Origin of the sequence: Halobacteriovorax sp. HFRX-2_2 (assembly GCF_043196705.1) — a bacterium.
Lineage (GTDB): Bacteria > Bdellovibrionota > Bacteriovoracia > Bacteriovoracales > Bacteriovoracaceae > Halobacteriovorax_A.
In genome coordinates this window covers 980,333-1,005,749 of record NZ_JBEBMT010000002.1, presented here as the reverse complement: position 1 = coordinate 1,005,749, position 25,417 = coordinate 980,333, and the positions used below count along the sequence as shown (strand labels likewise).

The window sequence follows — 25,417 nt, the reverse complement described above, 5'->3', positions numbered from 1 at the left end:
CCCTTGGGCCCAAATTAAATATGCTTTAAAAGATTATACTATCTTTTTTCTGGCGCTACGTAATCTCTTTCGTTTTCACCAATATAAACTTGGCGAGGACGTGAAATACGTGCTCCATCTTCTCTTAGCTCTTTCCACTGAGATAGCCAACCTGGAAGACGTCCTAATACGAACATTGCTGTAAACATATTAGTTGGGATTCCAAGTGCCTTGTAGATAATACCAGAGTAGAAGTCTACGTTTGGATATAGGTTACGCTTAACGAAGTACTCATCTTTAAGAGCAACTTCTTCAAGACCTTTAGCGATATCAAGAAGTGGATCTTCGATTTTAAGCTTAGTAAGAATTGTGTCACATGCTTTCTTAATGATCTTTGCACGTGGGTCAAAGTTCTTATAAACACGGTGACCAAATCCCATAAGACGGAATGGATCTTCTTTGTCTTTCGCTTTCTCGATGAATTTTTGGTAATCACCACCATCTTTCTTAATTTCTTCAAGCATTTCAAGAACTGCTTGGTTTGCACCACCATGTAGTTGTCCCCAAAGAGCTGTTACACCAGCTGCAATTGAAGCAAATACGTTAGCGTGTGAAGAACCTACAACTCTTACAGTTGAAGCAGAACAGTTTTGCTCGTGATCTGCGTGAAGGATAAGAAGAGTATCAAGAGCGTCAGCAACGTCTTGGTCAACTTCACCATCAAACATTAGATTTAAGAAATCTGCTGAGTAATCAAGTTTTGCATTTGAAGTAAGTGGGCTTTTTCCCATCGTCTTGCGATAGAATTGCGCCATCATTACTTTTACTTGTCCCATAAGTTGAACAATTGCCTTGTTCTTGATTTCTTCTGTTGCTTCTGGATCTAGAAACTCTGGGTAGAAACCACTTAGAGATGAGATCGCAGCAGCTAGAACACCCATTGGGTGAGCAGAACCAGGGAATTGGTCGATAATTTTCTCAACACCACCTGGCAGCTTGCTATTAGCAGAAATTTCTTTATTGAACGCATCTAGTTCTTTAACAGTTGGAAGTTTTCCATTGTAAAGAAGGTATGAAACTTCAGAAAAGTTTGAAGATTCAGCAAGTTGTTCAATTGGGTAACCACGGTATCTTAGAATACCCTTTTCTCCGTCTAAGAAAGTAATCTTTGACGTACATGATCCTGTGTTAACAAAACCAATATCTAAAGTAATTGCACCTGTTTGTGCTCTTAGCTTTGAGATGTCTAAAGCGACTTCGTTTTCAGTTCCTTTGATCACAGGAACTTCAATAGTTTGACCATTGATTTCAATTTTTGCACTATCGGCCATTTTATTCCTCCAAAATTTAAGTTGGATATAACTTAAATACGTTAAAAAATACGAATTAAATTAAGTAGATACATATCTTTTTTTGCTAAATCTGTCGACACGTCTTGCGTCTAAAATGCACAGCGTTGCATTAATTTTCCCAATTATCTGGGTCTTGCTGCCATTTCATAAGAAGGGCGTGGCCTCTTTCTTCGATCAATTTTTGCGACAAACAAATATCGGCTAATTGATTCAGATTTATTAAAGAAAAAATATCAATTCCTAGCTCTTTGGCAACTCTTTTGGCATTGGGAGTTTGGTAGTCAACCAAACACAGCACAGAGTCTACCACATGGCCCTGCTCGCGAATAAGCTTAATGACTTTTTCAATACTTGAGCCTTGATTAACGAGGTCTTCCACTAAAAGTAGTTTACTATTTTCGCCAACTTTTCCTTCCACTACTTTACCAGTGCCATGGGCCTTCGGCTTTGAGCGAACGTAATTCATTGGCTCACCACGATGATATGCTAATGCTGCTGCGTGAGATATTCCAGCAGTTGCAACACCAGTGATAAAGTCATAAGAAAGTTGATTTTCATCAATTTGCTCACACATTAATTCAATAGCAAGCTTCCACATTTTTGGATCTGAAGACATAAGACGGTTGTCGCAATAAATAGGCCCTGTTTTACCAGAAGCGTATTTAAATGGATTTTGTGGAGAAATTTTTATTAAGCCAAATTTTATCATCTCTTTTACAAGAGCGACTGTCTTTTCTGTCATGCTAACCCCTTTAAAATAGTTTAAACAAATTTATCCATCTTAAAAAGTCGAATTCTTGTATAATTACCAATTGTTTGTTTATTTTTTTTACTAACTAAATTTTATTATTTCAATAACTTACCGATGTAGAGGATATATTTAAAAGAATTGATTATTTAGTTGATTAAAGGAGTACGTTTTTGAAAGCATTATATATTTGTGATGAGAAGGATGAATGGGGATATATTAGGGATTCATTTTCTAATTGTTTTCCAAATATCCAACTTCATTGCGCAATTAGTGGTGATGATGCAATTGACCTATTAAGTTTTGAAGGTCCATTTGCCATGATCATTATAGAAGTTTCTCTTAAAAACGAAGACCCTTCTCAACTAGCAGGAAAAATACTTTCCATTACTGGTCAAAGGCCATTTATCTTTATTGGTATGGAGGCCATGATTAAGCAGAGAATTCCAGATGCTCTGTATGCACGAAGTGAATCAAGCTCTGCCCTTATGCGCCCTATTGAAGAAGAAGATTTTATGGCCGCAGTAAATAAGGCCCTCGCTTGGGTAAAAAGTGAAGACTTCGGCTCAAGCATCGAAGAATTCGAAGACGAAGATTTACTACCAATGAAAATTCGTGGCTTCTACTTATTTGATACTATCGCCTATGATGTCTACTTAGAGCTAACACAAACAAAGTATACAAAGATTATTTCAGCAAATAAGAAGTACTCTCATTCAACGATCCACTCTTATGCAAGAAAGAATATCAAGGTTCTCTATTTAAAGAAGAACGATTATTTAAAATTTCTAGAAGAAGGAATCGAGAACCTTCTAAAAACATTTGAAAGTAGAAAGAAGCTACAAGACTCAGAAGTTATTGAGAACCAAATTAAGGCGGTTCTTCTTATTCATCAATATGTAAAAACAGTTGGTGTATCTGAGAACGTCATCAAATTATGTGATGAAGTTATTCTTTGCAGTCGCGACATTATTCTTGAGAATAAGAAGTATCGTAATGTTCTTTCATTATTTCCAAAAGGGCCATTTGATGTTGCAACACAATCGATTATGACTCTTTACTTATCTCACTTTATTCTTCAGGCACTAGGTTGGGCCTCTGAAACTTCTAAAAAGAAACTTGGACTTGCTTCACTTCTGTATGATTCAATGCTTGATAATGAAGACCTTGCTTCGATTCAGTCGCTAGAAGATCCACAGCTTAAAATGTTCAAAGAAAGTGAGCAGGAAAATTATCGCGTCCACCCTCTTAAGGCGGCCGAGATTGCACAATACTTCACAGGCTATCCAGAGGCAGACTTTGTCGTGGCCCAACACCATGAAAGACCTAAAGGAGATGGCTTTCCTCATAAGTTAAGTACAAATAAACTGACGGCCCACTCATGCGCATTTATCCTAGCAAATAACTACATTTTAAAGTTATGTACGAGTACTGGCGGCAAAAAGAACTTATTAAATATCTTCCGAGAGATTAAGGAAGTTTACAATCAAGGTAACTTTAAAGACCCGCTTAACGCTCTACAAAGGACGATTCTGTAAATTAAAGATTTCTTAAAAGATGGAGTCCTTTACTCTATTAAAAACGAGGGATTTTTAATTTACATTTTTCTTAGTTGAGTTAAACTCTTTGTATTGTTTTACAAACATCTCAATATTAAGGAGTTTATTGATGAAAAAACTATTATGCGCAGCTCTTTTTACAGTTGTTACTTCTTCTGCAATGGCAGCTCACGGGCCAGCTGGTTGTGGTCTTGGTTCGGTAATTTTCGAAGGTAAGTCAGGACTTGCTCTTAACGTATTAGCAGCAACGACAAACGGTATCTTTGGTAACCAGACATTTGCAATGTCAACAGGTACTCTTGGTTGTGAAGATGCGAAAACTGCACGTGTTGCAGCTGTATCATTTGTAGAAAACAACATGATCGCACTTTCAAGTGATATTGCTCGTGGTGAAGGTGAAAGCCTAAATGCATACCTTGCACTAGTAGATGCTCCAGCAGCTAACAAAGCTAGCCTTAAGCAAAACTTTGATATGATCTTTGCTGAAAATGCTGACGCTCAAACAATCCACAATAACATCCAATCTGTATTAGCGATGTAATATGGTGGCCTACGGTGAAAGCTGTAGGCCATTTTTAATACGCCAAAGTTGATTAAAGAATGAAATTACTTTTTACTGCAACACTACTCGCCTTTGTCTTTGGACAAACGTCTTATGCAACGTGGGCACCATCTAACCTAGATTCTTTTTCAAAATCACAAAAGTGGTTAAAGCTAATCCGTTATGAAAAGGGACTGTTCGGTTATGAATCCCTTGTGAAAGCTGACGAATACTTCCTCTCAAAAGAGGGAAAGACTTCTCCTCTCCAAGAATTAAAGAAGTCAATTTCAGGCATTGAATCTGCTGCAATCAAAGACATGAATAATCATCCAAAATGTCTTTTCCCTGCAAGATTTATGCTTTTAAAAGAACATAAATTAATTAATCAGTCTCTTAATTTAAAAGACTGTCCTGCTTACCAAGCTTATATTGAAAAAATCGATATCTCATCTGTATCAATCATTTTTTCTTCTTACTTTATTGAAAAGCCGGCATCAACTTTTGGCCACACCTTCTTTCGTGTTCGATCAAAGTCTTCGGAAAACCAAGATAATGACCTCTTAGATTATGGAGTCGACTTTAGTGCTAAGGTTGATACCATCAATCCTCTTGTCTATGGCTACAAAGGGATCTTTGGTGGGTTTAAGGGCATGTATGCCATGATGCCATACTATGTGAAAGTTAAAGAATATAATAATATGGAATCAAGAGATCTATGGGATTATGAATTAAACCTAGATAAGGAAGATCTCATTTATTTTCAGGCCCACCTATTTGAGATGAATAGGGCCTATTTTGATTACCTCTACTTTACGAAGAATTGCTCTTATCATATTTTGGCCTTCGTGGATGCGATAAGAACAGACTGGAAATTAATCGACAATATTGATACTACAGTTCCACCTGTTGATACGATCTATGCTCTCTTCAAGCAAGATAATATCGTAAAGAATATTAAAGTTAGGCCTGCTTCTTATACAAAATTGAAAGCAAGATATAATGAGATGGCCCCGGAACAAGTTGAACTTTTTAAAGAGCTTGTAAAGAATTCAAAAAATATTAGCAATATCAAGGATAACCCAAAAGAGCTCTTTGTTCTGGATACTTATAACCTCTATGTCGATTTTAAAAATGCTGATGTTGATGCAACAAAGTCTTTAAAGAATAAAGAGAAAAAAGAGTATCGAACAAAGAAGTTTCGTATCAATAGTAAGCGTGCAAAACTTGCATCAAAGTCACAAGATATTAACTATGAATTTCTTATGCCAAAGTCCCCTGATAAGGGCCACTACACAAATCAGATCACTCTAGGTTCTAGCTTTGATACACATGGAGAATACCTAAACTTCGAATTTCGTGGTGCCCTTCACAATGCACTCGATCGCCAAGATGGCTATCTACCAATGTCCACGACAGAATTAGTGAACTTAAAATTTGATTACAATCGCTATCAAGAAGATCGCCTTAGATTAGTTGATGCAAAGCTTGCCCGTATCGAGGCCCTTAGGCCTGTTAGTGTCTTTGCAAAAAAACTTAGCTGGCAATTTGGTTTTGGTTTTGCTGAGAGCTTTACATATCAAAGCCGAACGCTAAATCCATACCTGGACTTTGATCTTGGCTACACTCTTGGTGATGAAGCATTCGCAGTAGCAGCATTTATCGCTACTCAAAACTCATATATCTACGAATCTGACTATGACTACTCTCTAACATATGGGCCTAAGCTAAGACTTATCTATTCAGGAAAGTACCTATCATGGCAAGGTAGCTATCAGTATGCTTTTAGAAACCATAGTAGCTTAAATAAGCTTCATGAATGGAATACTGAGGCAAGATTTCACTTCACTAAGAATGTGAGCCTTAAGATTGCTTATGAGTACTACGATAGTATTTATCAGAGAGCTGTGGCCGGATTAAACTACTTTTACTAATTGATATAAGTTAAATTTTAATCGTTGCCAGCGTTTCAATAATTTTCTTATATGTATGCTTAGTGAATCGTTCGCGTAACTTAGTGATCACATCTTCAACATTGATCTTCTGACGATCTTCAATTCGTTGATAAATCTCTTCAGTGAACGCTTCAGCAATAATCAGAACTTTTGCAAGTGGTGAAATATCATCTTTGAAACTTGTGGCAAAGCCAAGTCCGTTTGATGTACCATGGTGTTGCATAATAATAACATCGGCACCCAGTGGACAGGCAGGATAGCGCCTAATTGCGTCTGCGGCCTCGGCAGCGTGGTTAATAATGATTTCCTTATCCTCTTCAGAAACTTGAGGATCAAAGATAATCTTATCTTCATACATAAGATCAGGATATTTCTTATACACCTGAACAAGGTACATATCATGAAAATAGAGAACAAATTTAAGCTTTTCTTTGTGAGCTGGGCCACCCCACTCAACATTCTCAAGAATGTGAGAAGAAACATAACCAGCAATAATCGAGTGACTATAAAGAAAGCCCGATTTTAGAGCAGCGAGGTCTTTTAAAATTGACTTAAGATCTGGCACGCTATCGATAACTTCTTCCATTGTATCCATACACATTTGTGATAACTGGACGACTTCTTTAGTCACGCCTTCATCTTCAAATAATTGCTCAGCAATCGCATCAATACTCTGTTCGACAAAATCTAAAGATTCTTGCTGTGGTGTCTCTGGTGTTACTTTTTCCATACTTTCGATAAGTAGCTCTGTCACTCTTTTCGTAAAAGCAAAGCGCTCTCTTGCAGGAATAAGAAGATGAGAAACATTCTGATCCAAGAACTCTCTTACCTTGGGCCAAACATCACTGTCTGTATCATAGATCTTGGCCGGAGTTTTAACACCATCATTTTCAAGCATATAGTATGTGTCACAGAATGCTTTATTAAATGGAAAGAAGAGACGGATTGGCATTTCATATAACTCTTCAGTTACAACGGCCAAAACTTCTCTTGGTGTAATTTTTAAGCATTCAAAAATATTTTGTAAAATTCCAGGAATATCAAATTGATTCTTTACGACATAATTCTCATCTGGAACAAGATCCCCTTCTCCAATAACAATTGAAGGGATGTCGCGGTCATTTTCAATAAGATTATGAAAGGCCAAAAGGGCCGTATCCTCATCTCCAATGGATGCCATCGTCACGAGTAAATCAATTGGGATATCGGTATCTTCAATATGAATAAGCGCCTCATCTAATGATGACGTAAAAATTAAATTCAACTCTGTATATGTTTTGAGATTTACACTATAAATTGAATTTAAAACTTCATTGTCACAAATAACTAAAGCGGTTTTCACAAAGTCCTCTTAAAATGATATCGTATTGCTAATTGTAACATATAATTACAGATGCTTAGCAACTTGCACACAAGGAAAAATATGCAATTTAAAGAAAATGAATTGGTTTTAGGAACAATTATTGAACGCTATAAACGATTTTTATTAGACTTTAAATTGGATAAGAACTTTAAAGAGTATAAGTCTAAGGATGTCCTAACGGCCCACCTCGCTAACACAGGAAGTATGAAAACCTGTTGGGAACCAGATTGGAAAGTTCTCATGACTCACTCGGATGATCCAAAAAGAAAACTAAAATTCTCTGCTCAAATGATATCTAACGGTGACTCTTGGATTATGGTTAATACTGGACTAACAAATAAAATCGTTCAAGAAGGACTCGAGCTTGGAAAATTCAAAGAGCTTAAAGATTATGAGTACTTTAAGAGTGAAGTAAAAATAGGAAAAAGTAGAATTGATTTTCTCTTAAGTAATAAAGAGATTGATAAGAAAGATCTGCAGCTTGAAGATGCAAGCTTTAAGTATAATTTTGTTGAAGTAAAGAATGTTACTTTAAAAGTTGGTGAGCAAGCTCAATTTCCAGATGCAGTCTCAACTCGTGGACAAAAACATCTTGAAGAACTTATGGCATTAAAAGAACAAGGCCATGAGGCCACAATGCTCTATATTATTTCACGTGAAGATGTGAAAAGCTTCAATGTTAGTGATATCGATAAGGAATACAAGAGACTACTAATTAAGGCCAAAGAAGTTGGAGTACAGATACTCGCCTACCAACTTAGCTTGAATGAAAATGAAATAGCAATTGCAAAGAAATTGAAAGTCGTTCTATAAATTAGTGGACTCAAATTTCTCAATATGATTTGCGAGCTGAGAGTAAACACGACTCTCGTTTGGAATCTTTGTTAGAAGATGATTAAACTTCTGTAGGTTATCTTTATTAATAAAGCGGTAAAGCTCTTTTGTAATGAGAGAGTTCTCATTGCTACGGCTAGAAGCTAAGACCGTTACAATTTGATCACTTACCTTATCTTTAAATTCTTTAGATGCTGCATACTTCTCTAATTCTAAAATAATGAGTGAATGAAGATCTTTTCCGTACACACCTTGTGATAATTGAATAAGTGCATTCAATGATCTTAGATCACTTTTTTGTGTACTTAATAGTAAAACGAGATTCTTCTTTAAATCTTCATTACCAAGGTCAATAAAGTCTAAAGCTGTTGTGATAATTGAATGAGAACGAAAGCCTCTTTTTAATGTGAAATTATAAAGCTGATTAATATTTTCGTTAATCTTAGCTGTGACAAAATCCCCATACTTATCATAATTTTCAGAAACCTCTTCACTTGTGAAGTACTCCTGACAAATAGTTCGCATACAACCCTTGAGCTTAGATAAGGACTCTTCATAGGACTTATACATATGCATATCCTCAACCCTTCTCTTCTTAAGAGCGCGGGCCGTAACGTCATCAGACAAGGATGCAATTGATCGTTTAACAAAATCAGGAGAACGATCTACATGCTTATAAGGGTTCGCACCACTGCCTAGCTCTTGCTTAAGAGTACTTTCAATATCACTACTAGTGAAAAATACAAATGCACTTAATGATGCAATAACGACAGTATGAACTAAGCCTTTAATCATTTCTTTCCTTAAATGTTTAACCAACCTTTTTACTCGTTTCGGTTAATTTTAGGAAAAGATTAAGTTTTAGTTTTAGTTCATATGTAAATCTAATAACTTACAATGATTTTAAATGATGATAGTGCTCAATTAGTTGCTCAACACAATTAAAGCCCTTTAGTTCCATATCATTTAAGATGGCCTTATTAAGGTTTTGTAAAAGCTTTGGCCCTTGAAAAACAAATGCAGAATATACTTGTAAACACCTTCCCCCATCACGCCAGTAATCAACGACATCTTCATATGATGAAAATCCACCTACACCAATGAATTCGAGGTTAGGATATTCTTTCATTTTATCAAGACAGGCCTTACGAATTCCACGGGCCTTTTTTAATAGAAGCTTTCCAGATACACCACCGACACCACGCTCCTGCATAATCGTCGTATTAGTTGCAATAATACCTGTAAGCTTATAGTCACTTGCAACTTTGATAATGCTATCAATCTCATCTTCTGCGATATCTGGAGAGATCTTTAGATAGAGGTCCACCTCACCTTCTTTACGCTCAAGGGCCGCAAAAATCTTCTCTAGTGATTCACGAGTTTGATGAGAGCGAAGTCCTGGTGTATTTGGGGAAGAGACATTAATGACAATATAATCAGCTAACTCTTTAAAGTCTTGATACAAAGAAGCGTAGTCTTCGTAAGCAAGATCATCTGGCGTATCCTTATTCTTACCAATATTCACTCCTAGCGGAATTGAACGTTGGGCCAAGCGAACCTGATTCTTAAGAAACTCTCCACCTTCATTATTAAAACCCATACAATTGCGAATCGACTCTTCTTCAATATAGCGAAAGAGTCTTGGCCTTGGATTTCCGGCCTGAGGCCTAGGAGTAACTGTACCAACTTCAATTGCACCAAAACCAAGGTTTGAAAGAAATTGGTAGCCTCGACAGTTCTTATCAAGACCTGCAGCAAGTCCAATGGGAGTTGCCCAGATATTATTTCCAACTTTTAATTTTAAATTATCACGACGATAGCTTGGAAAGATTTCAGATATAACGGGAAACTTTTCCATTAAATCAATCGTTAGATCGTGAGCATCTTCAGCATCGAGTTTAAATAAGAAATTGCGCGCAAGAGAATAAATCATTAGTACAACTTAACAAAGTCACCTTCGTGAACAGAGCCTCCAGAATGTAGAATTCCAATTGAAGCGTCTGCACCGATAAAGTCGACAACCTCAATTGTTCCTTTAATCTCCCCTTTAGAAACACCAATTAGTGCCCCTGTTTCAGGATCATAAATATCAACACCTTCAGTTACAACTTTTAAAACGTCACCAATATTAAGCCCAGAATCGCGTCCAGCATTAATATAGATATTATTTCCAATGATCTTTGCAACACGGCCTATCCACTCTAGCTTTTGGGCCGTATCAAGAATTCTTGGGATAGATTTTCTAACTGATACCTTTGTTACATAACGAAGAAGGTCTTGGCGATACTTCGTCTGAGAGTCACGATCAGACTTAAAGAAACGGTAGCTATTATCATCAGCATAACCATCGAGGGTATCCGTATAGATTTCTTTATTTGAATTTACATCATAAATTCTAATTTCAACTTTTGCTTCACTGTAGCTCTTTGTGCTTCTAACAAATCCAACTTCATCAGACTTCTCTCTAACTCTGGCCTCAATAATTCGTCCGAAAACAACAAAGTTTACACCCTCACCCTTGGCCTTTCTTGTCATCTGAACAAGCTTAGAGCCACCTTGAGAATAAACTTGTTTAGATGAACCAAATAATCTTGCAGACATAGGATCAACGATAAATTGTCCCGTCTTTTGAAGTTCACGGCGCAATTCTTCTGTCGCGACAACACCTAGGTCTTGTCCTCCAAATGGAGATTCATTAAAGAAAGTTAGTAGTGCAACTTTCTTCTTAACACCTGTAAAGTGTTGACGCTGAGTCGTTCTTTCTTTTCTTCCGTGATAGTCTCTTCTTTGCGGAGGAGCTAAAAGAGAACACGATGTTGTTATAATCAGTAAAATTGGTAATAAATACTTAATCATAGATTCTTGGCCTTCGTGGCTTCCTTATCTTCTTTAATAACTTTTCCATTCTCTCCAGCATGAATAATATTGAAGACAAATGGTAAATTCTCATCTCTTTTAATTGAAGCTTGATCTGATAGCTTTGTGTTTGAGAACTTCTTTAAAACATCCATGGCCTTATCTTTATCACCAGAGAATGTGATACTAATACTTACGACATTTTGAAGAGTCGAAGTAATTTGTGGATCAAAGAAGTAAACAACGCCCTCTTCCTTAAGCATACTTGCAAAGTCAAAAGCTTCATTAATATTGTGTGTATTTCTTAGAACGATATCAAAAGAATTCTTTACAGAGACCTTCTCCTTGATCGTTCTCTTTAGGCCCTTCATTTCAGAAATTGGTAACTGATATACAAAGCTAGCAATATCTGAACTTTGCTTATGTGGATCAACTGTTGAGTACTGCTGTCCTTTGGCCTCAAAATCTTTAAAGTTTACAATTGTTCCGTCACGTAAATCCGTTAAAACAATTCCACCATATGTTTGAATATTGATTTGTTTTTGCTTTTCATCTTTAAATTCTTTTTCAAGTACAATATCAAGAGTTAGCATAAGTGAATTTCTTAACTCTTCCTGACGAGTCCCTAGGATCTCACCTTCACTTGAGCGTAGTGCAGAAAGAGGCTTCTTTAAATGTTCAAAGATCTCTTGTCTTGTCGAAGGATTAACAATCTCAATTCCTTCTAAAAAGACACCACCAACACTTCCAGTTAATTCCTTAATCCAGTGGTCTTCAACAACATCAGTAAATTTGGACTGAGAACTAACACCCACTTCTTCCCAAGTAAGATCTTTAAGCTTGTAATTGATATTTAGGTATAGCTTTGTAAAATTTCTTGTCTTTCCTTGCCCGATATAGCGGTAGTAAATCTCAGAAACAAGTTTGCGATCAACTTTTGCATCAATATTGTAGTAGTGGGTATCGGCACGAGATAGTGACTTAGACATTTTCTTAACTGTATAAGAAGAGATGATTGAGTTAAACCCACCAAATGAAGCACGGGCCTTTAGTCTCTTACTTCTTAGGCCTCTTTCATATCTTTCTAGAGCACTGCCTGTTAGAACGACAGGGTTACCTTCTTCATCCACTGCACCTGTTTGGCGATCATATGTCTCCTTGATCGGCGCAAAGTATTCTTCAAATTGTGTTTCATAGTTCTGCCAGAATGTCTTAGTGTCTAGACCTAGTTTTTCAAGCTCTGAATCAAGAACATTTCTAACAGCGTTGGCATAAAGTTGCTCTTTAATAAAAGATAAAGAGTCACCTGTTTGTGATGTGAACTGACCTCTTGCACTCACTGATGCTGCAAGAGTATTTGTTGCTAAAAGTAGCAATAATATTAGTTTCTTCATTATCCATCCCTAGATTTAAATATATCTTTAAGTATTTTACCCTACATCGCTGATTTTTCCATCAATAATAAACTTCACCGCATCAGCATCAAAAATCTCATTAATTTTTGCCGCCATTTGTGGTGTTGGGTTTACCAGATAGTCACTTCCGAGCGGCATTCTCGCTCTTCCCGAATCGTGTTCAAAAATAATATGTAGTGGAACAGTTCCTCGGTGACCTAAAATCGTCTGCTTAAGACGGTTTAGACGCCCTTCATTTAAAGAAGTCATTGGAACGTTAAGACGAACAGATGACACTCTTTCTTCGGCCTGTTCTTTAAGCTTTTGAATCTTTGACGGGAAGAATTTTCGCGGTTCCTCGGCCAAATTTACCTGTCCAGTCATAATGATTGGATCATCACTTAATAGAATCTCTTCATATTGAACAAATGTTTTTGGGAAGACAATACACTCAATCTTACCTGACAAGTCCTCTAGGGTAGCAAAACACATGCGATCCCCTTTCTTTGTCATGATTGGCTTTCTCTCAACGATCATCCCAGCAAGAACCATATCTCTTTTTGATGTTCCATCAATATCTTGAATTTGCCCAATAGGCATTGAGGCCATCTGCTCAATAACACCTTGGTAGCGATCAAGAGGGTGACCTGAAACATAAACACCAATTAACTCAGCTTCATAGAGAAGTTTCTCTCTATCATCCCAATCGGCCGTGTGTTCAAGATCAAGCTTGTTAGCACCAGTATCTTCAGATCCTTCTGCCATATCAAAGAGATTAGTCTGTCCCATCTCTTTTTCTTTTTGGCGCTTACTTGCGTAAGCAACAACCATTTCCATATTTTCAAGCATCGTGCGACGGTTTAGCTCTTTTTCACAACCATCGAATCCACCTACGCGAATTAATGCTTCAACTGTTCTCTTATTAACTTGTCTAAGGTTTACTCGCTCACAGAAATCAATAAAGCCCACAAATGGCCCATTTTCTGTACGCTCACGTACAATCTCTTCAACTGCACCTTCACCAACACCCTTAATAGCACCCATTCCAAAACGAAGGTTTCCATCAACAACGTTAAATAACCAAAGAGATTCATTCACACATGGAGCAAGAACTTCAATATCGTGATTTCTTGCATCGTTAATAATTGTCGTGATCTTATCTGTATTAGAAAGTTCCGTACTTAATAGACCAGCGTAAAACTCTGGTGGGTAGTAAGTTTTTAAGAAAGCTGTTTGATAAGCAATATATGAATAAGCAACGGCGTGAGATTTGTTGAAACCGTATTCCGCAAATTTCGCCATCTGATCATAGAGAGTTTCCGCAATCTTAAGATCGTAGTCTCTCTCTTTTGCACCATCTAAGAAGATTTGCTTATGGCGCTCCATCTCCTTAAGTTTCTTTTTCCCCATCGCCTTACGAAGCATATCCGCTTGACCAAGAGAGTATCCTGCAACCTTACGAGCGATATTCATAACCTGCTCTTGGTAGATAATGATCCCGTAAGTATCGTTTAGGATTGGCTTTAGATCTTCAAATGGATAAGTTTCTTCTTTACGCCCGTGCTTGATTTCAACGAATTCATCGTGCATTCCTGATCCCATTGGACCTGGACGATAGAGGGCGTTGATGGCCGTAATATCATCGAGTGTATCCGGAGAAATACGACGACATAAATCCTGCATCCCAGAAGACTCTAGCTGGAAAACTCCAATCGTGTCCCCTTCAGAAACAAGGTCATAAACTTTCTTATCTTCGTAATCAATAGCTTCAATATCAAAGTCTGGATCATAGTCACGCTTAATAAAGTCAGAAGCGTAATCAATTACCGTTAGAGTCTTAAGACCAAGGAAGTCAAATTTTACAAGTCCAATTAACTCCGAAAAGTCCTTATCAAATTGAACAACCTTTTCACCCTTAGCACCTTTAAAAAGTGGACAGTAATTCACTAGAGGTTCAGAGGTAATAATAACTCCGGCCGCGTGAATACCAGCGTGACGATATAGTCCTTCAAGTCTTTTAGAAATCGTAAAGATTTGGCGAATCTTAGGATCTGTTTCAATGAGCTCCTGAAGTTTCGGTTCCATCTCAATTGCTTTATCAAGTGTAATCCCGATTTCATCAGGGATTAGTTTTGAGATCATATTGGCTTCAGCAAATGTTAAGTCGTAAACACGGGCAACGTCTTTTACAACGGCCTTGGCCTGAAGCTTACCAAAAGTAATAATCTGCCCTACTTTATCTTCCCCGTACTTCTGCGTTACGTATTCAATAACTCGCTGACGTCCCGCCTGACAGAAATCGACGTCAAAGTCAGGCATCGAAATACGTTCAGGGTTAATGAAACGCTCAAAAAGTAGATTATATGGAAGCGGGTTAATATTGGTAATCGTAAGTGCGTAGGCAACAAGAGAACCTGCTCCGGAACCACGCCCAGGACCTACAGGAATCCCGTTATCCTTTGACCACTGAATGAAGTCCGCAACGATAAGGAAGTATCCAACGAATCCCATTTGTTTAATAAGATCCATCTCATATTGCAGACGCTCATAATACCTTGGCTTCTGCTCTTCCCAATCTGGTTGGTTCACAATATTTCTAAATTGAGGCCCATCAAAGCGAGCTTGTAGACCTTCTTTAGTTACGCGGTCGAAGTACTCATCAAGAGTTTCGTCCGTATCAATTTCATAATCTGGTAAGTGATAAATTTGATTACCGTTTTCATCTTCCCAAGAAAGTTCAACATTACACTTATCTGCAATCTCAAGCGTGTTATCACAGGCATCAGGTGCATAGTGAAAAGCCGCTCTCATTTCTTCAGGTGACTTATAATAGAATTCTTGCGACGTCATACGCATACGATTTTCATCAGCGTAGGTCTTTCCTGTTTGGATACACAGGAGAACTTCCTGAGCAGTCGCATCCTCAGGTGTCATATAGTGAGAGTCATTTGTCGCAACAAGTTTAATGTCATTCTTGCGTGCAAAATCAATAACTCTTTCGTTAACAATTCTTTGCTCTGGAATCCCATTTTCTTGGATCTCTAGGTAGAAGTCGTCAGGGCCAAAGATATCCCTTAGCTTTTCAATAGCACGAATGGCCTTATCGTCTTGGCCAGTAAAGAAGTTGTAGCCAACCTCTCCCTTAAGACAAGCAGTCGTACAAATTAGACCTTCCGAGTACTCGCGAAGTAGTTCAACGTCAGCACGTGGCTTATAGTAGAAACCTTCAAGATAAGCTTTTGAGAGAAGCTTACAAAGGTTTTGGTAACCTGTATTATTCTTAGCAAGTAAGATGAGGTGGTGAATTTGTCTTGAAGATTCTTCTGCATCTTGTGAGCTTACACTTGCAGACTTCTTTGCGGCACGACGATCAAAGCGAGAACCCGGAGTAAAATAAATTTCTGAACCAAGGATTGGTTTAATACCTGCATCTTTACAGCGAGTATAAAAATCAATGGCACCAAACATATTACCATGGTCAGTTTGTGCAATTGCTGGAACACCCAATTCCTTAGCTTGTGGAATTAAATCTTTTAAACGAATCGCACCATCCAGTAGTGAATACTGTGTATGTAAGTGTAGGTGTACAAAGCTATCTGGGTGAGTTTCTTTTAGTGGTTTCGTTTCGCTAGTTTCATTAGATTCGACGTTACTATCTTGTTCCATGGAGTCCTCAAAATGTCTTAATTAATCAGTGTGTCGTGCTATTTAATTATCCCATTTTAAAGGTGTTTTGTCATATTCTTAGAGCTTATTTGCCAACCAAATTACAAAGACATAACGCAGGGCTTTGCCAATATACATTGTCACAAAAACATATTTGGGGTGACAGCGAAAATAACCCAGCGCGACAGCTAACGGGTCCCCAACAATGGGAAGCCATGTCAAAATGGCCAGTCCTGGACCATAGCTTTGAATTAAATCCTGCCAGCGATTGATTTGATCTTTACTAATCTTTAGATATTTTTCACACCAGCTTAGCTTTCCCAAGTGACCGAGATAGAAACAACTAACCCCTCCCAGAAAATTTCCAAGACTAGCAGACCAAAAGATATCGGCCTTCGATAGCCCCGCCTTAACAGCTCCAAAGAGAAATGCTTCTGAACTAAAAGGAAGAATGGTTGCGGCTGCAAAGCTTATAAAAAAGAGCCCTACGATGCCATATTCATGAATAAATTCCATTACGAGCTATTATGATGATTTCTCTACATTTAATCAAAATCTTTTCAAGTTTTAACAATACAATTTGTCATATGTTCAAACGAAAAAGGGATAAGTAATGGTTAACTACACTCCGCCTATCGAAAGAGATAAGGCCCCAAGACAAAAAGAAAAAGAAGAATTATTCACTTCCAGCTACAATATTATCAATCGAGTTATTAAGGAGTTCATCCCCCTCCACACTGATATGGATATGCAGGAAGCTGGAGAATACTTTATTAAACACAATATAACGGGACTTCCCGTGGTAAATGATTATGAAAATATCGTGGGCTTTCTTTCACAAAAAGACTGCCTGAAATATAGCCTCGATGCCAAGTACTACAACCACCCCTCATCTCTCGTTGAGCACTATATGAGCGAAAATGTTGTGACGATCCCGGCAAAATCCACACTGACCTTTATAGTGGAGCTCTTTCTCCATTACCCCTTCCATGCCTTCCCCGTAGTTGAAAATGGTAAAGTTATTGGAATTATTGAAAGAACGACTGTTTTTGAAGTCATTCACAATATGAAAGGAACCAACTGGTAGCCCTAGACTACATAAATCTTACTGACATCCAAACCAGCTGTTTACATTTTTGATACAGTTTGTGTACAAATGCGTTCAACTTTGACTTTTAAATCGATACAACACCCCCATTGGAAACGATCTGGGAGGATTTGATGAGAAAGTTACTAGTTTTTATTTGTACATTTTTAGCACTGACAACTAACGCCGAAGTTAGCAAGTGGTGTAAAGATACGAGTTTTATTTTAGAGAACGCAATTGTATCAGGTTTTGAAAGCGTGACTTATGAAGAGGAATTAGAAATCCTCTTATCTGCTTCACACTTTGTTCTTGAGAGCACTCCAAAAAAGAATTTCTTCTACTTTTACACAACTCTTGCAAGTGCAATTGAAGGTACTGAAATTTATGAATCGCCAGAGCATAAGGTTCTTTTTCTAAGAAGACACTTAAGAGATGCAATTGGTGATCTTAACAAATTTCACGACAGACTTTCTAGAAGACTTTGTCTTTGGTGCTACGGAAACCATAGAGAGTACGTTCAAGATATTCTTTCCAGAGGTATCACTGAAGGTGAAAGATCAAAGAATGATGAAACAGAGATTGCAGTTTTAAATCGTGTTGCAAGTCTGGCCATTGAATTGATCGAAGAAAGTACATTTTCGAGAAGTTATGAATGTGCAAAAAAGAGCTTAACTTTTGTTCTAGTCACAAACGATGTCGTGACTAAGAGAAAGAATGTTTTAAGCGCATATAGAATTATGAGAAACGGAAGTTGTAATTACTGATACTAAACAATTAATTCAGAGACGAGAGGGAAATATGAAAAAAATATTAACAGTACTAATGTTAACGATGCTCTGCCTATCTTCAAATACATTTGCAAAGAGAGAAAAAACAATTAATGGTTCTTACAGTGGTAAGAAAAAAATTCAACTCAGATACTATGCCTTTAGGGCCCTCGAATGCTCATGGAATCACGTTCTATGTTTAAACCTTGAAAACGAATGGAAGAATAGAACATTTAATATCAAATTTAAGGCAAATATCACGAAATCAAATACAGGAAGAATTACTCTTTTCATCACATCACAAGATAAGAAAAGATGTGCTGGTTTTGCCATGAAGTTCTTAGGAGAAGAAGATGGATTTGGAGGGTATGACCTTTACCGTAACAAAGACGAGTATCTTCAAAACCTTAATATAGGAACACTTACATTCAATGGAAAAAATGTACAAATTGTCATACCTGAAAATATGACTCAAGAAACGAACGGAAATAACGGAACAGAATGTACTTGGGACCTACAATACGGGCTTGATCTAAAGCTAAAATAAATTGCAAACACAAGATACAAAACCATATTTACAACCAGAGTTACGAGTTAAGCATTCCGTAGATATTTACAACTACGTGAATGCTTCTCTTTATCTAAGAGATACTTGGTTAAAAAAGAAAGAGCTTAACCCAAACTTTTCCATTAGATCTTGGGCCCAAAAGCTTGGAATAACTTCCCATTCTCAGCTTCACCAGGTTCTAAATGGAAAGCGTAACCTTCCAAGTAAGTATATTGTGACTCTTGCAAGAGACTTAAAGCTTGGCCCGCAAGAAGCTGACTACTTTGAAAAGTTAGTAAAACTTCAAGCAGCTAAGTCAGAAGAAGAGAAACTATTCTATTTAAAATCAATTCAAAGAAATAATGAAACGCTAGAAGTATATGAAGTTGATAGTTACGAGCTGATCAGAAACCCTCTTAACTTCTTTATCCTTGAATTATTTTGCTTGGTTGATACGGACCTTACGCCAATAAAGATTCAAAAGTTATTAATTCATAACTACCCTCTTACAGAGATTAGAAAAAGCGTCGAATTATTGACGAAGCTTGAAATGCTCACTCTTATCGATGGGAGCTACCGCAAGGCCCACGGGACAGTTTTTACAGCAAATGATATCCCAAATCTTGCCAAGCAAGAATATCATAAAAATATTGCAGATCTTGCAAAAGAGGCCGTTGAAAAACAAGCTGTACAAGACAGAGAGTTCTCTGGCTTTACATTTGGAATTCGCGCCGAAAATCTTCCAAGAGCGAAGGAAGAATTAAGAAAATTCAGAGAGGAATTTTCTCAGAAATTTATCGAGAAGGACTTTGAAGGAAATCAATTATATCACTTAGCAATTAACTTCTTTGCTATTTCAAATAAGGTTGACCAATGAAAGTACTTTTAATTTTAGCACTATCTTTTTTGACACTTTTCACTCATGCAGGAGAACGTCCTGTTCTTCGAGAAGGTGGTTCAGGTGTTGGTAATGGTGGCGATACTGTAAGGCTTAGATTCATCAATACAGGAAATGGTATCCTTGAATATTATAAAGAAGGTTTTAAATCGATAAGTGATGTACTTGTCTCACCGCTATTTCTTAAGGCCCATTTAAATATCAAGACGATTAGCACTTCTAAAGAAATCTTAATTGATAACCTTGGAAATCCAGTCAGTGCTATTGGTGAGCCTGGGAAAATAACTTTATATGTTGGTGAAGCTATTCCAGAACTTCATTGGAATAGTATTTTTAAGAACTCTCGCCTTGCCAATATTATGGTTTTGCACGAACTACTAAGGGCCCAAGGGATTAATGATGATAATTATGTCTACTCGACAAAGGTATTAGTTAAACAAGATATCTTAAATGTTGGAGACTTTAAAATGAAATGGGCCAAGCAGTCATTCGATATCGTGGAAAACACACAGCTGCGCTCATTTAACTCACGCTCAATTCAAGAAGAGCTAACGTATTTTAAGCAAGGAAACCTTTCCCTCGACAGATATAACACTATCGATCTTGCACCACTTATTACTCTAAACCTGAGACTATCAAAAGAGTTATATGAACAAACGAGTGATATAAATAGATTAAAGAACCTAAGAGCAGATTATAAGCTTCTTAGAGATATCATCCCAATGGTGGACCAATTATCTTTTGCTCAAATTGAGAACAAACCGAACTATGCTTTATTAAATCGCCTAGCACTTATCCTTCTACGCGACTTCTTCTTTAAAATTAGAATGACTAATTTTGAACCGACTAAAGAAAATAGTTATATCATTTCAAACTATACGAATGATCTTTTAAGTGCAATTAGCTTTGCCTCTGAAGATTGGATGATATGTACGGGAATTGAGCAAAGTCTCTCGGCCCTATCAAATAGCTCACTGGTATTTGATAGCAATGACCTTAAAATTATGACATCGGCGACGATCACCCTACTAAACGATAGTAAATGCTATTAATTTTCAATAACTTAGTATCTGTAAATATTGCAGATACTAAGCTCTTTTCTTGAACGCGACCATGACTTCTGCGAATATACGGCATAAAAGTTTATAGAGAGACAACATGGTTTTTACTCGTAAGAAAAAAACACCAAAGAATAAGGAGCAGCTTGAGTTTAACTTTGAGCTTCCTCGCGAAAATGATCGCAACTTCCACTTAGGTGGAAAGTCTTTCTATTTCTTCGACTTTGACGACAATGTCGTTTTCCTTTCAACTCCAATTATCATCTTTCACAATGAGACAGGCGAAGAGAAGCTTCTTTCTTCTCACGAATTTGCTGCTCATAACAAGATCATTGGAAAAGAAGGACCTTACGCAAATTATCACATGGATTTCGATGATGAGACGGGAACTTTTAGAAATTTCCGCGATTCAGATCTTTCGCTTACTCAACGACTAACCGGAAGAAAGCAATCACTTATCACAGATATCCAGGATGCACTTGAAAGAAGTGATTCGACTTGGAAAGCTCCGAGCTGGAATCACTTCTTCCATGCAACTTATAATCAAAGACCTGTTTCTATCATTACAGCTCGTGGTCACAGAGAAGACACTATTAAGCAAGGAATTGAAGTTATTTATAACGAAGGTCACCTGCCTAATATGCCAAACTTCCACACTGTTTACGCCGTTTCAAACCCTGAGACACGTGTACGCCTTGGTGGCCGTGATGAAGACTATAATGTACCAGAGCTTAAGTACAAGGCCATTATCGAGTCTGTTGAGCTGGCCATCCAAAAGTATGGTTATTCTGATTATCACCGTTTTGGTATGAGCGATGATGACGCTGGTAATATTGATCTAATCACTGATGCCATGAAAGAGCTAAAGGCAAAGTTTCCACGTATGTCTTTCTTTGTTATTCAAACTTACGATAATGGATTTGAGAAACGAGAAGTTCTTGAGAACTCAGTCGAAACAATCTTTTCTAAGCACGAGTCACGCCTTGACCAGCTTAACCTTTTTGCACAGTAGTTTTAATAAAACTGAACACTACCTAGGCAATTATCAAAAAAGTATTTTCAATTATTAAAATCCAGTAAGATTTCTCCATGGAAAAGAAATTCATCAAACAAGTCATGGCAACATTCTTCATCTTCTTATTCTCGGCCCTAATGTCCAATGCATTTAGCAAGGATCTTTTGAAGCTCATTCAGTAACTGAACTTCTGACAACTAAACTTGTCGAAAGTAAAAACCAAGTATGGGTATCAACTACCTTTCAAAGAAATTTATTTTCTCATTTTAAACAGGTGAATATTTATTATTTACAATAATTTAGCACGAGTTTCTAAAGAAACTGACTTTTGTCAGTTATTTTATTTATAAATATTTATTATCTTTATCCGATAATGCAAACATGTTCAGAATAAAACAGTTTGTAATATTAATAACTTCCGTCGCTTTCCTCTTAATAACATTAACATCATGTTCCGCAGGAGCTGATGAGGAAACCCTAAAGAAAGTAAGTATTGGCAATGAGCAGACTCCTCCGGGAGAACTCTATATTGATAATATTACGATCTTAACTCCTGGTTACTACACACTTGGAGAGACGATTTCTATCTCGGTTAACTTTAACAAGACCGCAACAGTCATTAGTGGCACTCCCCGACTCGAATTAGAAATTGGTGCCACAACTGTTTTTGCAGACTATGTCTCAGGAAGTGGAACTGATGAATTTACTTTTGAATATATCGTGGCCGCAACAGATAATGATAGTGATGGCATTTCTACGATCTCTCCTCTGGATGTTTCAAGTGCAACGATTGAAGACGATCAAGCAAATGCATTAACAGATACTTTTACAAATAAGAGCTTCCCTTCTGTTTTTGTGGACACCCAAGCACCAAGCTTTTCTTCTATGACACTTCCAGCTGATGGCAGCTATATCATTGATGATATCTTAAACTTTGCTGTAACCTTTGATGAAAGTGTTGTGGTAACAGGAAGTCCAAGAATTGAACTACAACTAGATAGTGGTAATGTCTTTCTTGATTACAAAAATGGTTCTGGAACAAACACACTTAACTTTGAATATACAATCACAAGTGCTGATAATGACCCAACAGATGGAGTTCTTCTCTCATCTGCAATTGAACTTAATAGTGGAACTATTAAAGACGGCGCTGGCCATGATGCAAGCTTGGCCATAACTCCAGGTGATACAAGCGGAATCAAAGTGACAAATGATATTCCACATACCATAAGCTTTTCCATCAATAGCGGAGAAAGTGCTACAAATCAAACAAGTGCAACTTTAAGTATTACAGCATCAAATGCGAACGAAATGTATATTACAACAGATGCGAGTTGCTCGACGGGAGGAAGCTGGCAAGCCTATGCAACATCTCTTCCTTGGACTCTTTCTTCATTAAATAGCGTCAACAATGTCTATATTAAGTTTAGAACTGTAACGCTTTATGAGTCAGACTGCCTTAGTGACGACATCATTCACGATGATATCGCTCCAACGCCACCTACGATAAGCCTAAATACAGATGCAACAACAAGCGCCTCAGATTCATTTTCACTAGCAAGTGCTGACGGAACAGGAAGCTCAATTGCAGGTTATGAAGTGGCAATTTCAACATCTCCAGCAGATGCAGATATTTTGCCTGGAGCAAGTTATACACCCTTTATGTCTGCTTCATATCAATACACTGGTGTCACACTAACTGAAGGAGAACAATACTATCTCATCTTAAAAACAATTGACTCTGCAGGAAATGAAACAATCACCTCATCTTCTTCATGGTACGTCTTAGCACCACCAAATAAGATTAATAACCTTTCTCTAGTAGAGAGAACCACTGATTCAATTAAGATTGCTTGGACAACTCCAGATCCTAATGGGCCAGCAATTAGCGGATATCAAATTGATTACAAAGAAGGAGTCGGGAATTGGCAAACAATCACGGCCACTCATACCCTAACAGACTTTACGCACACAGGACTTACACCAGACACAGAGTATAGCTACCGAGTCTATGCAACTAATGGTGCCTACAATTCTGAATCATCTAATATTCTAATTTCAGAAACGCTTCCGGATATTCCGATATTTCAATCCAATTATATGGCCGTCAATGTAGGAGGAGCGACTTCTTGTCGTCTCGTTTCCCTTGAAGATGGAAACTCTTTTGAACACAACGGAACACCTATCGCAGGAACTTTTAACAAGACAGACACTCATAGTTTCACTTGCGCTCAATTTGATACTATTGAGGCAACTGGGAAATTCTTTGTTGCAGGAAGAAGAAGTGACAGCAATAGCACTTCCGCAAGTAAGAATGCGAATATCGTTTGGAACCCAACAAGTTGGGTGGGAAAAAGCTTTCTCTTTAATCATACAAGACAAAGTGTCAGCAATATTTCAATTTATGCCTACACTGATTCTGAAATTGAAATCACAAGAAATGGTACTGTCGTTACTTCTGCGAGCTTAGTAGCAGGAACTTCAACAACACTAACTGTTTCAACTTATGCTTCTTATGAACTCAACTCAACGGGATATATATTGGCCTACATGATGGCAGGAACTGGTACTGATCACGTGGACCCAAAACCTCTTCTCCCAACGGCCACTGATATTATTGGCTTTCCTTCAACCACTGGAAATATCACAACAGCGGCAAGTAGCAATAGTGTGACAATTTACAACTCAGAGTCCATAACTCAAACTGCAACACTTACGGCCGGTACAACTTATGCACACACAGTAAGTGGAAATCGAAACCTCTATGACACACAAGCAACACGTATTGTTTCAGACGTATCCATTCCAATGATTGGAAATTCTACAGCTGACTCAAACGGATACTGTGCAGCACCATTTGTACCAACAGCGTTAATGAAGAACTCATTTGGAATTAATACCAATGCTGACTTTGTGGCCTTCACTTCCCTATCTCCAGCTGTTATCACGGTGACAGATGGAAGTGATGGATCGAGCTCGACCATTACCCTAACAAGAACAACTGACGAGGATGACGTGCCTTACCGAGCCTATCTAAGCACTAATATTGCCTCTGGCTCAGTATTTGAGTCCCCTGACAAATTTCAGGCCTGGTATCAACCTAATAATAATAGTGCAAGTGGTGACGAAGATGAGACCGTTTTATTTGGTTGGTAACAACGTGCAAAAAACAAAGAAAGAAAGTGATAAAAATCTAACACTTTCTAACTATTAAGCTTCATCTTTTGCTTTGATGTTTCTTTTTCACTAGAATTTCTTATCTCACAAATCAGGGTAAGGAGTTCAAATGAAAAAGATCGCAAAAATTACATTAACATTACTTTTAGCATCTTCGGCCTTATCTATGGATTGTATCGGTTCTAAGAGATACTTAGATGACAGAGGACAATCTCAACTTAAAGAAGTGAAATTAGAAAGAGCATTTGATTATACAGATGCAAAGATTCACGCAGATATCGACGAAGCATACTTCGTTTTCACAAAGTACGACGAAGAACAATTTGTCGCTAAAATCACATTTGGTCCCGACTACACTCAAGGGATCGTCTCAACAGCAACATTTGACCAAAACAGCCGCTTTGAGCTAGTTAGCGTTGATGGTGCAACTGTTTATAAACTGGTTTGTACTAAGTAAGGTACGCGCCACCTTTTCGAGATTTTAAATACTTAAAAATTTATATAGTTCAAAAAGTCGATAACAGGCCTACTCTGGCCAACTATTTTAAGTAAGCCTAATTTCTAGCTCTAAACATATTAGTTAATTTAATAAGACATTAGTTATTAGCTTCGACTTTCTTGTCT

The 25,417-nt window shown here is 37.5% G+C and carries 21 protein-coding genes; 12 read left to right on the top strand and 9 right to left on the bottom strand.

Translation table 11 applies throughout. From position 1 onward, the window contains the following. Positions 1 to 38 precede the first annotated feature (38 nt). Both ABMA79_RS10145 and pyrE read right to left on the bottom strand, forming a co-directional pair. Positions 39 to 1,310: a citrate synthase gene (locus ABMA79_RS10145; RefSeq protein ID WP_392860115.1), complete on the bottom strand. Its 1,272-nt coding sequence runs from the start codon at positions 1,308 to 1,310 to the stop codon at positions 39 to 41. Between the two features lie 130 nt (positions 1,311 to 1,440). Then, positions 1,441 to 2,073: an orotate phosphoribosyltransferase gene (gene pyrE / locus ABMA79_RS10140; RefSeq protein ID WP_392860113.1), complete on the bottom strand. Its 633-nt coding sequence runs from the start codon at positions 2,071 to 2,073 to the stop codon at positions 1,441 to 1,443. Between the two features lie 179 nt (positions 2,074 to 2,252). Between pyrE and ABMA79_RS10135 the strand changes: the two genes are divergently transcribed. The 3 genes from ABMA79_RS10135 (at position 2,253) to ABMA79_RS10125 (ending at position 6,110) form a co-directional block, all read left to right on the top strand. Continuing rightward, complete coding sequence (locus tag ABMA79_RS10135; RefSeq protein WP_392860111.1) at positions 2,253 to 3,617, top strand: hypothetical protein; 1,365 nt, start codon at positions 2,253 to 2,255, stop codon at positions 3,615 to 3,617. A gap of 130 nt (positions 3,618 to 3,747) precedes the next feature. Then, positions 3,748 to 4,179 carry a DUF3015 family protein gene (locus ABMA79_RS10130; RefSeq protein WP_392860110.1) on the top strand — a complete coding sequence of 144 codons (432 nt, stop codon included), beginning with the start codon at positions 3,748 to 3,750 and terminating at the stop codon, positions 4,177 to 4,179. A 59-nt stretch (positions 4,180 to 4,238) separates the two neighbouring features. Next, entirely contained in the window at positions 4,239 to 6,110 is a 1,872-nt protein-coding gene (locus ABMA79_RS10125) for a DUF4105 domain-containing protein (RefSeq protein WP_393092347.1), read from the top strand. A 10-nt stretch (positions 6,111 to 6,120) separates the two neighbouring features. Here ABMA79_RS10125 and ABMA79_RS10120 read toward each other — a convergent pair whose 3' ends face one another. After that, the gene (locus ABMA79_RS10120; RefSeq protein ID WP_393057779.1) at positions 6,121 to 7,473 is read right to left on the bottom strand and encodes a hypothetical protein; all 1,353 of its coding nucleotides are present in this window, start codon (positions 7,471 to 7,473) and stop codon (positions 6,121 to 6,123) included. Between the two features lie 81 nt (positions 7,474 to 7,554). Here ABMA79_RS10120 and sfsA point away from each other — a divergent pair, with 81 nt between their 5' ends. Beyond that, positions 7,555 to 8,307, top strand: coding sequence for a DNA/RNA nuclease SfsA (gene sfsA, locus ABMA79_RS10115; protein ID WP_393092344.1), 753 nt, complete (start codon positions 7,555 to 7,557; stop codon positions 8,305 to 8,307). On the opposite strand, the gene ABMA79_RS10110 is transcribed toward sfsA, so the two are convergent. From ABMA79_RS10110 to ABMA79_RS10085, 6 genes are all read right to left on the bottom strand, one after another. After that, positions 8,302 to 9,123 carry a hypothetical protein gene (locus ABMA79_RS10110; RefSeq protein WP_393057783.1) on the bottom strand — a complete coding sequence of 274 codons (822 nt, stop codon included), beginning with the start codon at positions 9,121 to 9,123 and terminating at the stop codon, positions 8,302 to 8,304. The two genes, sfsA and ABMA79_RS10110, sit on opposite strands and share 6 nt — an antisense overlap. Positions 9,124 to 9,220: 97 nt before the next feature. Beyond that, complete coding sequence (locus tag ABMA79_RS10105; RefSeq protein WP_393092341.1) at positions 9,221 to 10,261, bottom strand: quinone-dependent dihydroorotate dehydrogenase; 1,041 nt, start codon at positions 10,259 to 10,261, stop codon at positions 9,221 to 9,223. After that, on the bottom strand, positions 10,261 to 11,184 hold the full coding sequence (locus ABMA79_RS10100; protein WP_392860101.1) for a hypothetical protein: 924 nt from the start codon (positions 11,182 to 11,184) through the stop codon (positions 10,261 to 10,263). Before ABMA79_RS10100 ends, ABMA79_RS10105 begins: the two co-directional genes overlap by 1 nt. Continuing rightward, positions 11,181 to 12,578 carry a hypothetical protein gene (locus ABMA79_RS10095; RefSeq protein ID WP_392860099.1) on the bottom strand — a complete coding sequence of 466 codons (1,398 nt, stop codon included), beginning with the start codon at positions 12,576 to 12,578 and terminating at the stop codon, positions 11,181 to 11,183. The genes ABMA79_RS10100 and ABMA79_RS10095 overlap by 4 nt, the downstream gene beginning before the upstream one ends. A 36-nt stretch (positions 12,579 to 12,614) precedes the next feature. Next, positions 12,615 to 16,244, bottom strand: a complete 3,630-nt coding sequence (dnaE, locus tag ABMA79_RS10090) for a DNA polymerase III subunit alpha (protein WP_392860098.1) — start codon at positions 16,242 to 16,244, stop codon at positions 12,615 to 12,617. A gap of 78 nt (positions 16,245 to 16,322) precedes the next feature. Continuing rightward, positions 16,323 to 16,760 carry a YqaA family protein gene (locus tag ABMA79_RS10085; RefSeq protein WP_392860097.1) on the bottom strand — a complete coding sequence of 146 codons (438 nt, stop codon included), beginning with the start codon at positions 16,758 to 16,760 and terminating at the stop codon, positions 16,323 to 16,325. A gap of 97 nt (positions 16,761 to 16,857) precedes the next feature. Between ABMA79_RS10085 and ABMA79_RS10080 the strand changes: the two genes are divergently transcribed. The 8 genes from ABMA79_RS10080 to ABMA79_RS10045 all read left to right on the top strand — a co-directional run bounded on the left by ABMA79_RS10080 (position 16,858) and on the right by ABMA79_RS10045 (position 25,250). Beyond that, positions 16,858 to 17,331 carry a CBS domain-containing protein gene (locus ABMA79_RS10080; protein ID WP_393092338.1) on the top strand — a complete coding sequence of 158 codons (474 nt, stop codon included), beginning with the start codon at positions 16,858 to 16,860 and terminating at the stop codon, positions 17,329 to 17,331. A gap of 134 nt (positions 17,332 to 17,465) precedes the next feature. After that, positions 17,466 to 18,095 carry a hypothetical protein gene (locus ABMA79_RS10075; protein WP_393092335.1) on the top strand — a complete coding sequence of 210 codons (630 nt, stop codon included), beginning with the start codon at positions 17,466 to 17,468 and terminating at the stop codon, positions 18,093 to 18,095. Between the two features lie 34 nt (positions 18,096 to 18,129). Further along, on the top strand, positions 18,130 to 18,645 hold the full coding sequence (locus ABMA79_RS10070; RefSeq protein WP_393092332.1) for a hypothetical protein: 516 nt from the start codon (positions 18,130 to 18,132) through the stop codon (positions 18,643 to 18,645). A 1-nt stretch (position 18,646) separates the two neighbouring features. Beyond that, the gene (locus ABMA79_RS10065) at positions 18,647 to 19,522 is read left to right on the top strand and encodes a TIGR02147 family protein (RefSeq protein WP_393092329.1); all 876 of its coding nucleotides are present in this window, start codon (positions 18,647 to 18,649) and stop codon (positions 19,520 to 19,522) included. After that, positions 19,519 to 20,595, top strand: coding sequence for a hypothetical protein (locus tag ABMA79_RS10060; protein WP_393092327.1), 1,077 nt, complete (start codon positions 19,519 to 19,521; stop codon positions 20,593 to 20,595). Before ABMA79_RS10065 ends, ABMA79_RS10060 begins: the two co-directional genes overlap by 4 nt. Positions 20,596 to 20,701: 106 nt before the next feature. Next, complete coding sequence (locus ABMA79_RS10055) at positions 20,702 to 21,613, top strand: hypothetical protein (protein ID WP_392860087.1); 912 nt, start codon at positions 20,702 to 20,704, stop codon at positions 21,611 to 21,613. Positions 21,614 to 21,997: 384 nt separating this feature from the next. Next, complete coding sequence (locus ABMA79_RS10050; RefSeq protein WP_393092324.1) at positions 21,998 to 24,772, top strand: fibronectin type III domain-containing protein; 2,775 nt, start codon at positions 21,998 to 22,000, stop codon at positions 24,770 to 24,772. A gap of 130 nt (positions 24,773 to 24,902) precedes the next feature. Next, positions 24,903 to 25,250, top strand: coding sequence for a hypothetical protein (locus ABMA79_RS10045; RefSeq protein WP_392860085.1), 348 nt, complete (start codon positions 24,903 to 24,905; stop codon positions 25,248 to 25,250). Positions 25,251 to 25,417: the final 167 nt, after the last annotated feature.

Bases quoted from the DNA above. Each gene is read 5' to 3' on its own strand.
- ABMA79_RS10145 (WP_392860115.1), bottom strand. From the start codon at position 1,310: ATGGCCGATAGTGCAAAAATTGAAATCAATGGTCAAACTATTGAAGTT.
- pyrE (WP_392860113.1), bottom strand. From the start codon at position 2,073: ATGACAGAAAAGACAGTCGCTCTTGTAAAAGAGATGATAAAATTTGGC.
- ABMA79_RS10130 (WP_392860110.1), top strand. From the start codon at position 3,748: ATGAAAAAACTATTATGCGCAGCTCTTTTTACAGTTGTTACTTCTTCT.
- ABMA79_RS10125 (WP_393092347.1), top strand. From the start codon at position 4,239: ATGAAATTACTTTTTACTGCAACACTACTCGCCTTTGTCTTTGGACAA.
- sfsA (WP_393092344.1), top strand. From the start codon at position 7,555: ATGCAATTTAAAGAAAATGAATTGGTTTTAGGAACAATTATTGAACGC.
- ABMA79_RS10110 (WP_393057783.1), bottom strand. From the start codon at position 9,123: ATGATTAAAGGCTTAGTTCATACTGTCGTTATTGCATCATTAAGTGCA.
- ABMA79_RS10105 (WP_393092341.1), bottom strand. From the start codon at position 10,261: ATGATTTATTCTCTTGCGCGCAATTTCTTATTTAAACTCGATGCTGAA.
- ABMA79_RS10100 (WP_392860101.1), bottom strand. From the start codon at position 11,184: ATGATTAAGTATTTATTACCAATTTTACTGATTATAACAACATCGTGT.
- ABMA79_RS10095 (WP_392860099.1), bottom strand. From the start codon at position 12,578: ATGAAGAAACTAATATTATTGCTACTTTTAGCAACAAATACTCTTGCA.
- dnaE (WP_392860098.1), bottom strand. From the start codon at position 16,244: ATGGAACAAGATAGTAACGTCGAATCTAATGAAACTAGCGAAACGAAA.
- ABMA79_RS10085 (WP_392860097.1), bottom strand. From the start codon at position 16,760: ATGGAATTTATTCATGAATATGGCATCGTAGGGCTCTTTTTTATAAGC.
- ABMA79_RS10080 (WP_393092338.1), top strand. From the start codon at position 16,858: ATGGTTAACTACACTCCGCCTATCGAAAGAGATAAGGCCCCAAGACAA.
- ABMA79_RS10075 (WP_393092335.1), top strand. From the start codon at position 17,466: ATGAGAAAGTTACTAGTTTTTATTTGTACATTTTTAGCACTGACAACT.
- ABMA79_RS10070 (WP_393092332.1), top strand. From the start codon at position 18,130: ATGAAAAAAATATTAACAGTACTAATGTTAACGATGCTCTGCCTATCT.
- ABMA79_RS10060 (WP_393092327.1), top strand. From the start codon at position 19,519: ATGAAAGTACTTTTAATTTTAGCACTATCTTTTTTGACACTTTTCACT.
- ABMA79_RS10055 (WP_392860087.1), top strand. From the start codon at position 20,702: ATGGTTTTTACTCGTAAGAAAAAAACACCAAAGAATAAGGAGCAGCTT.
- ABMA79_RS10050 (WP_393092324.1), top strand. From the start codon at position 21,998: ATGTTCAGAATAAAACAGTTTGTAATATTAATAACTTCCGTCGCTTTC.
- ABMA79_RS10045 (WP_392860085.1), top strand. From the start codon at position 24,903: ATGAAAAAGATCGCAAAAATTACATTAACATTACTTTTAGCATCTTCG.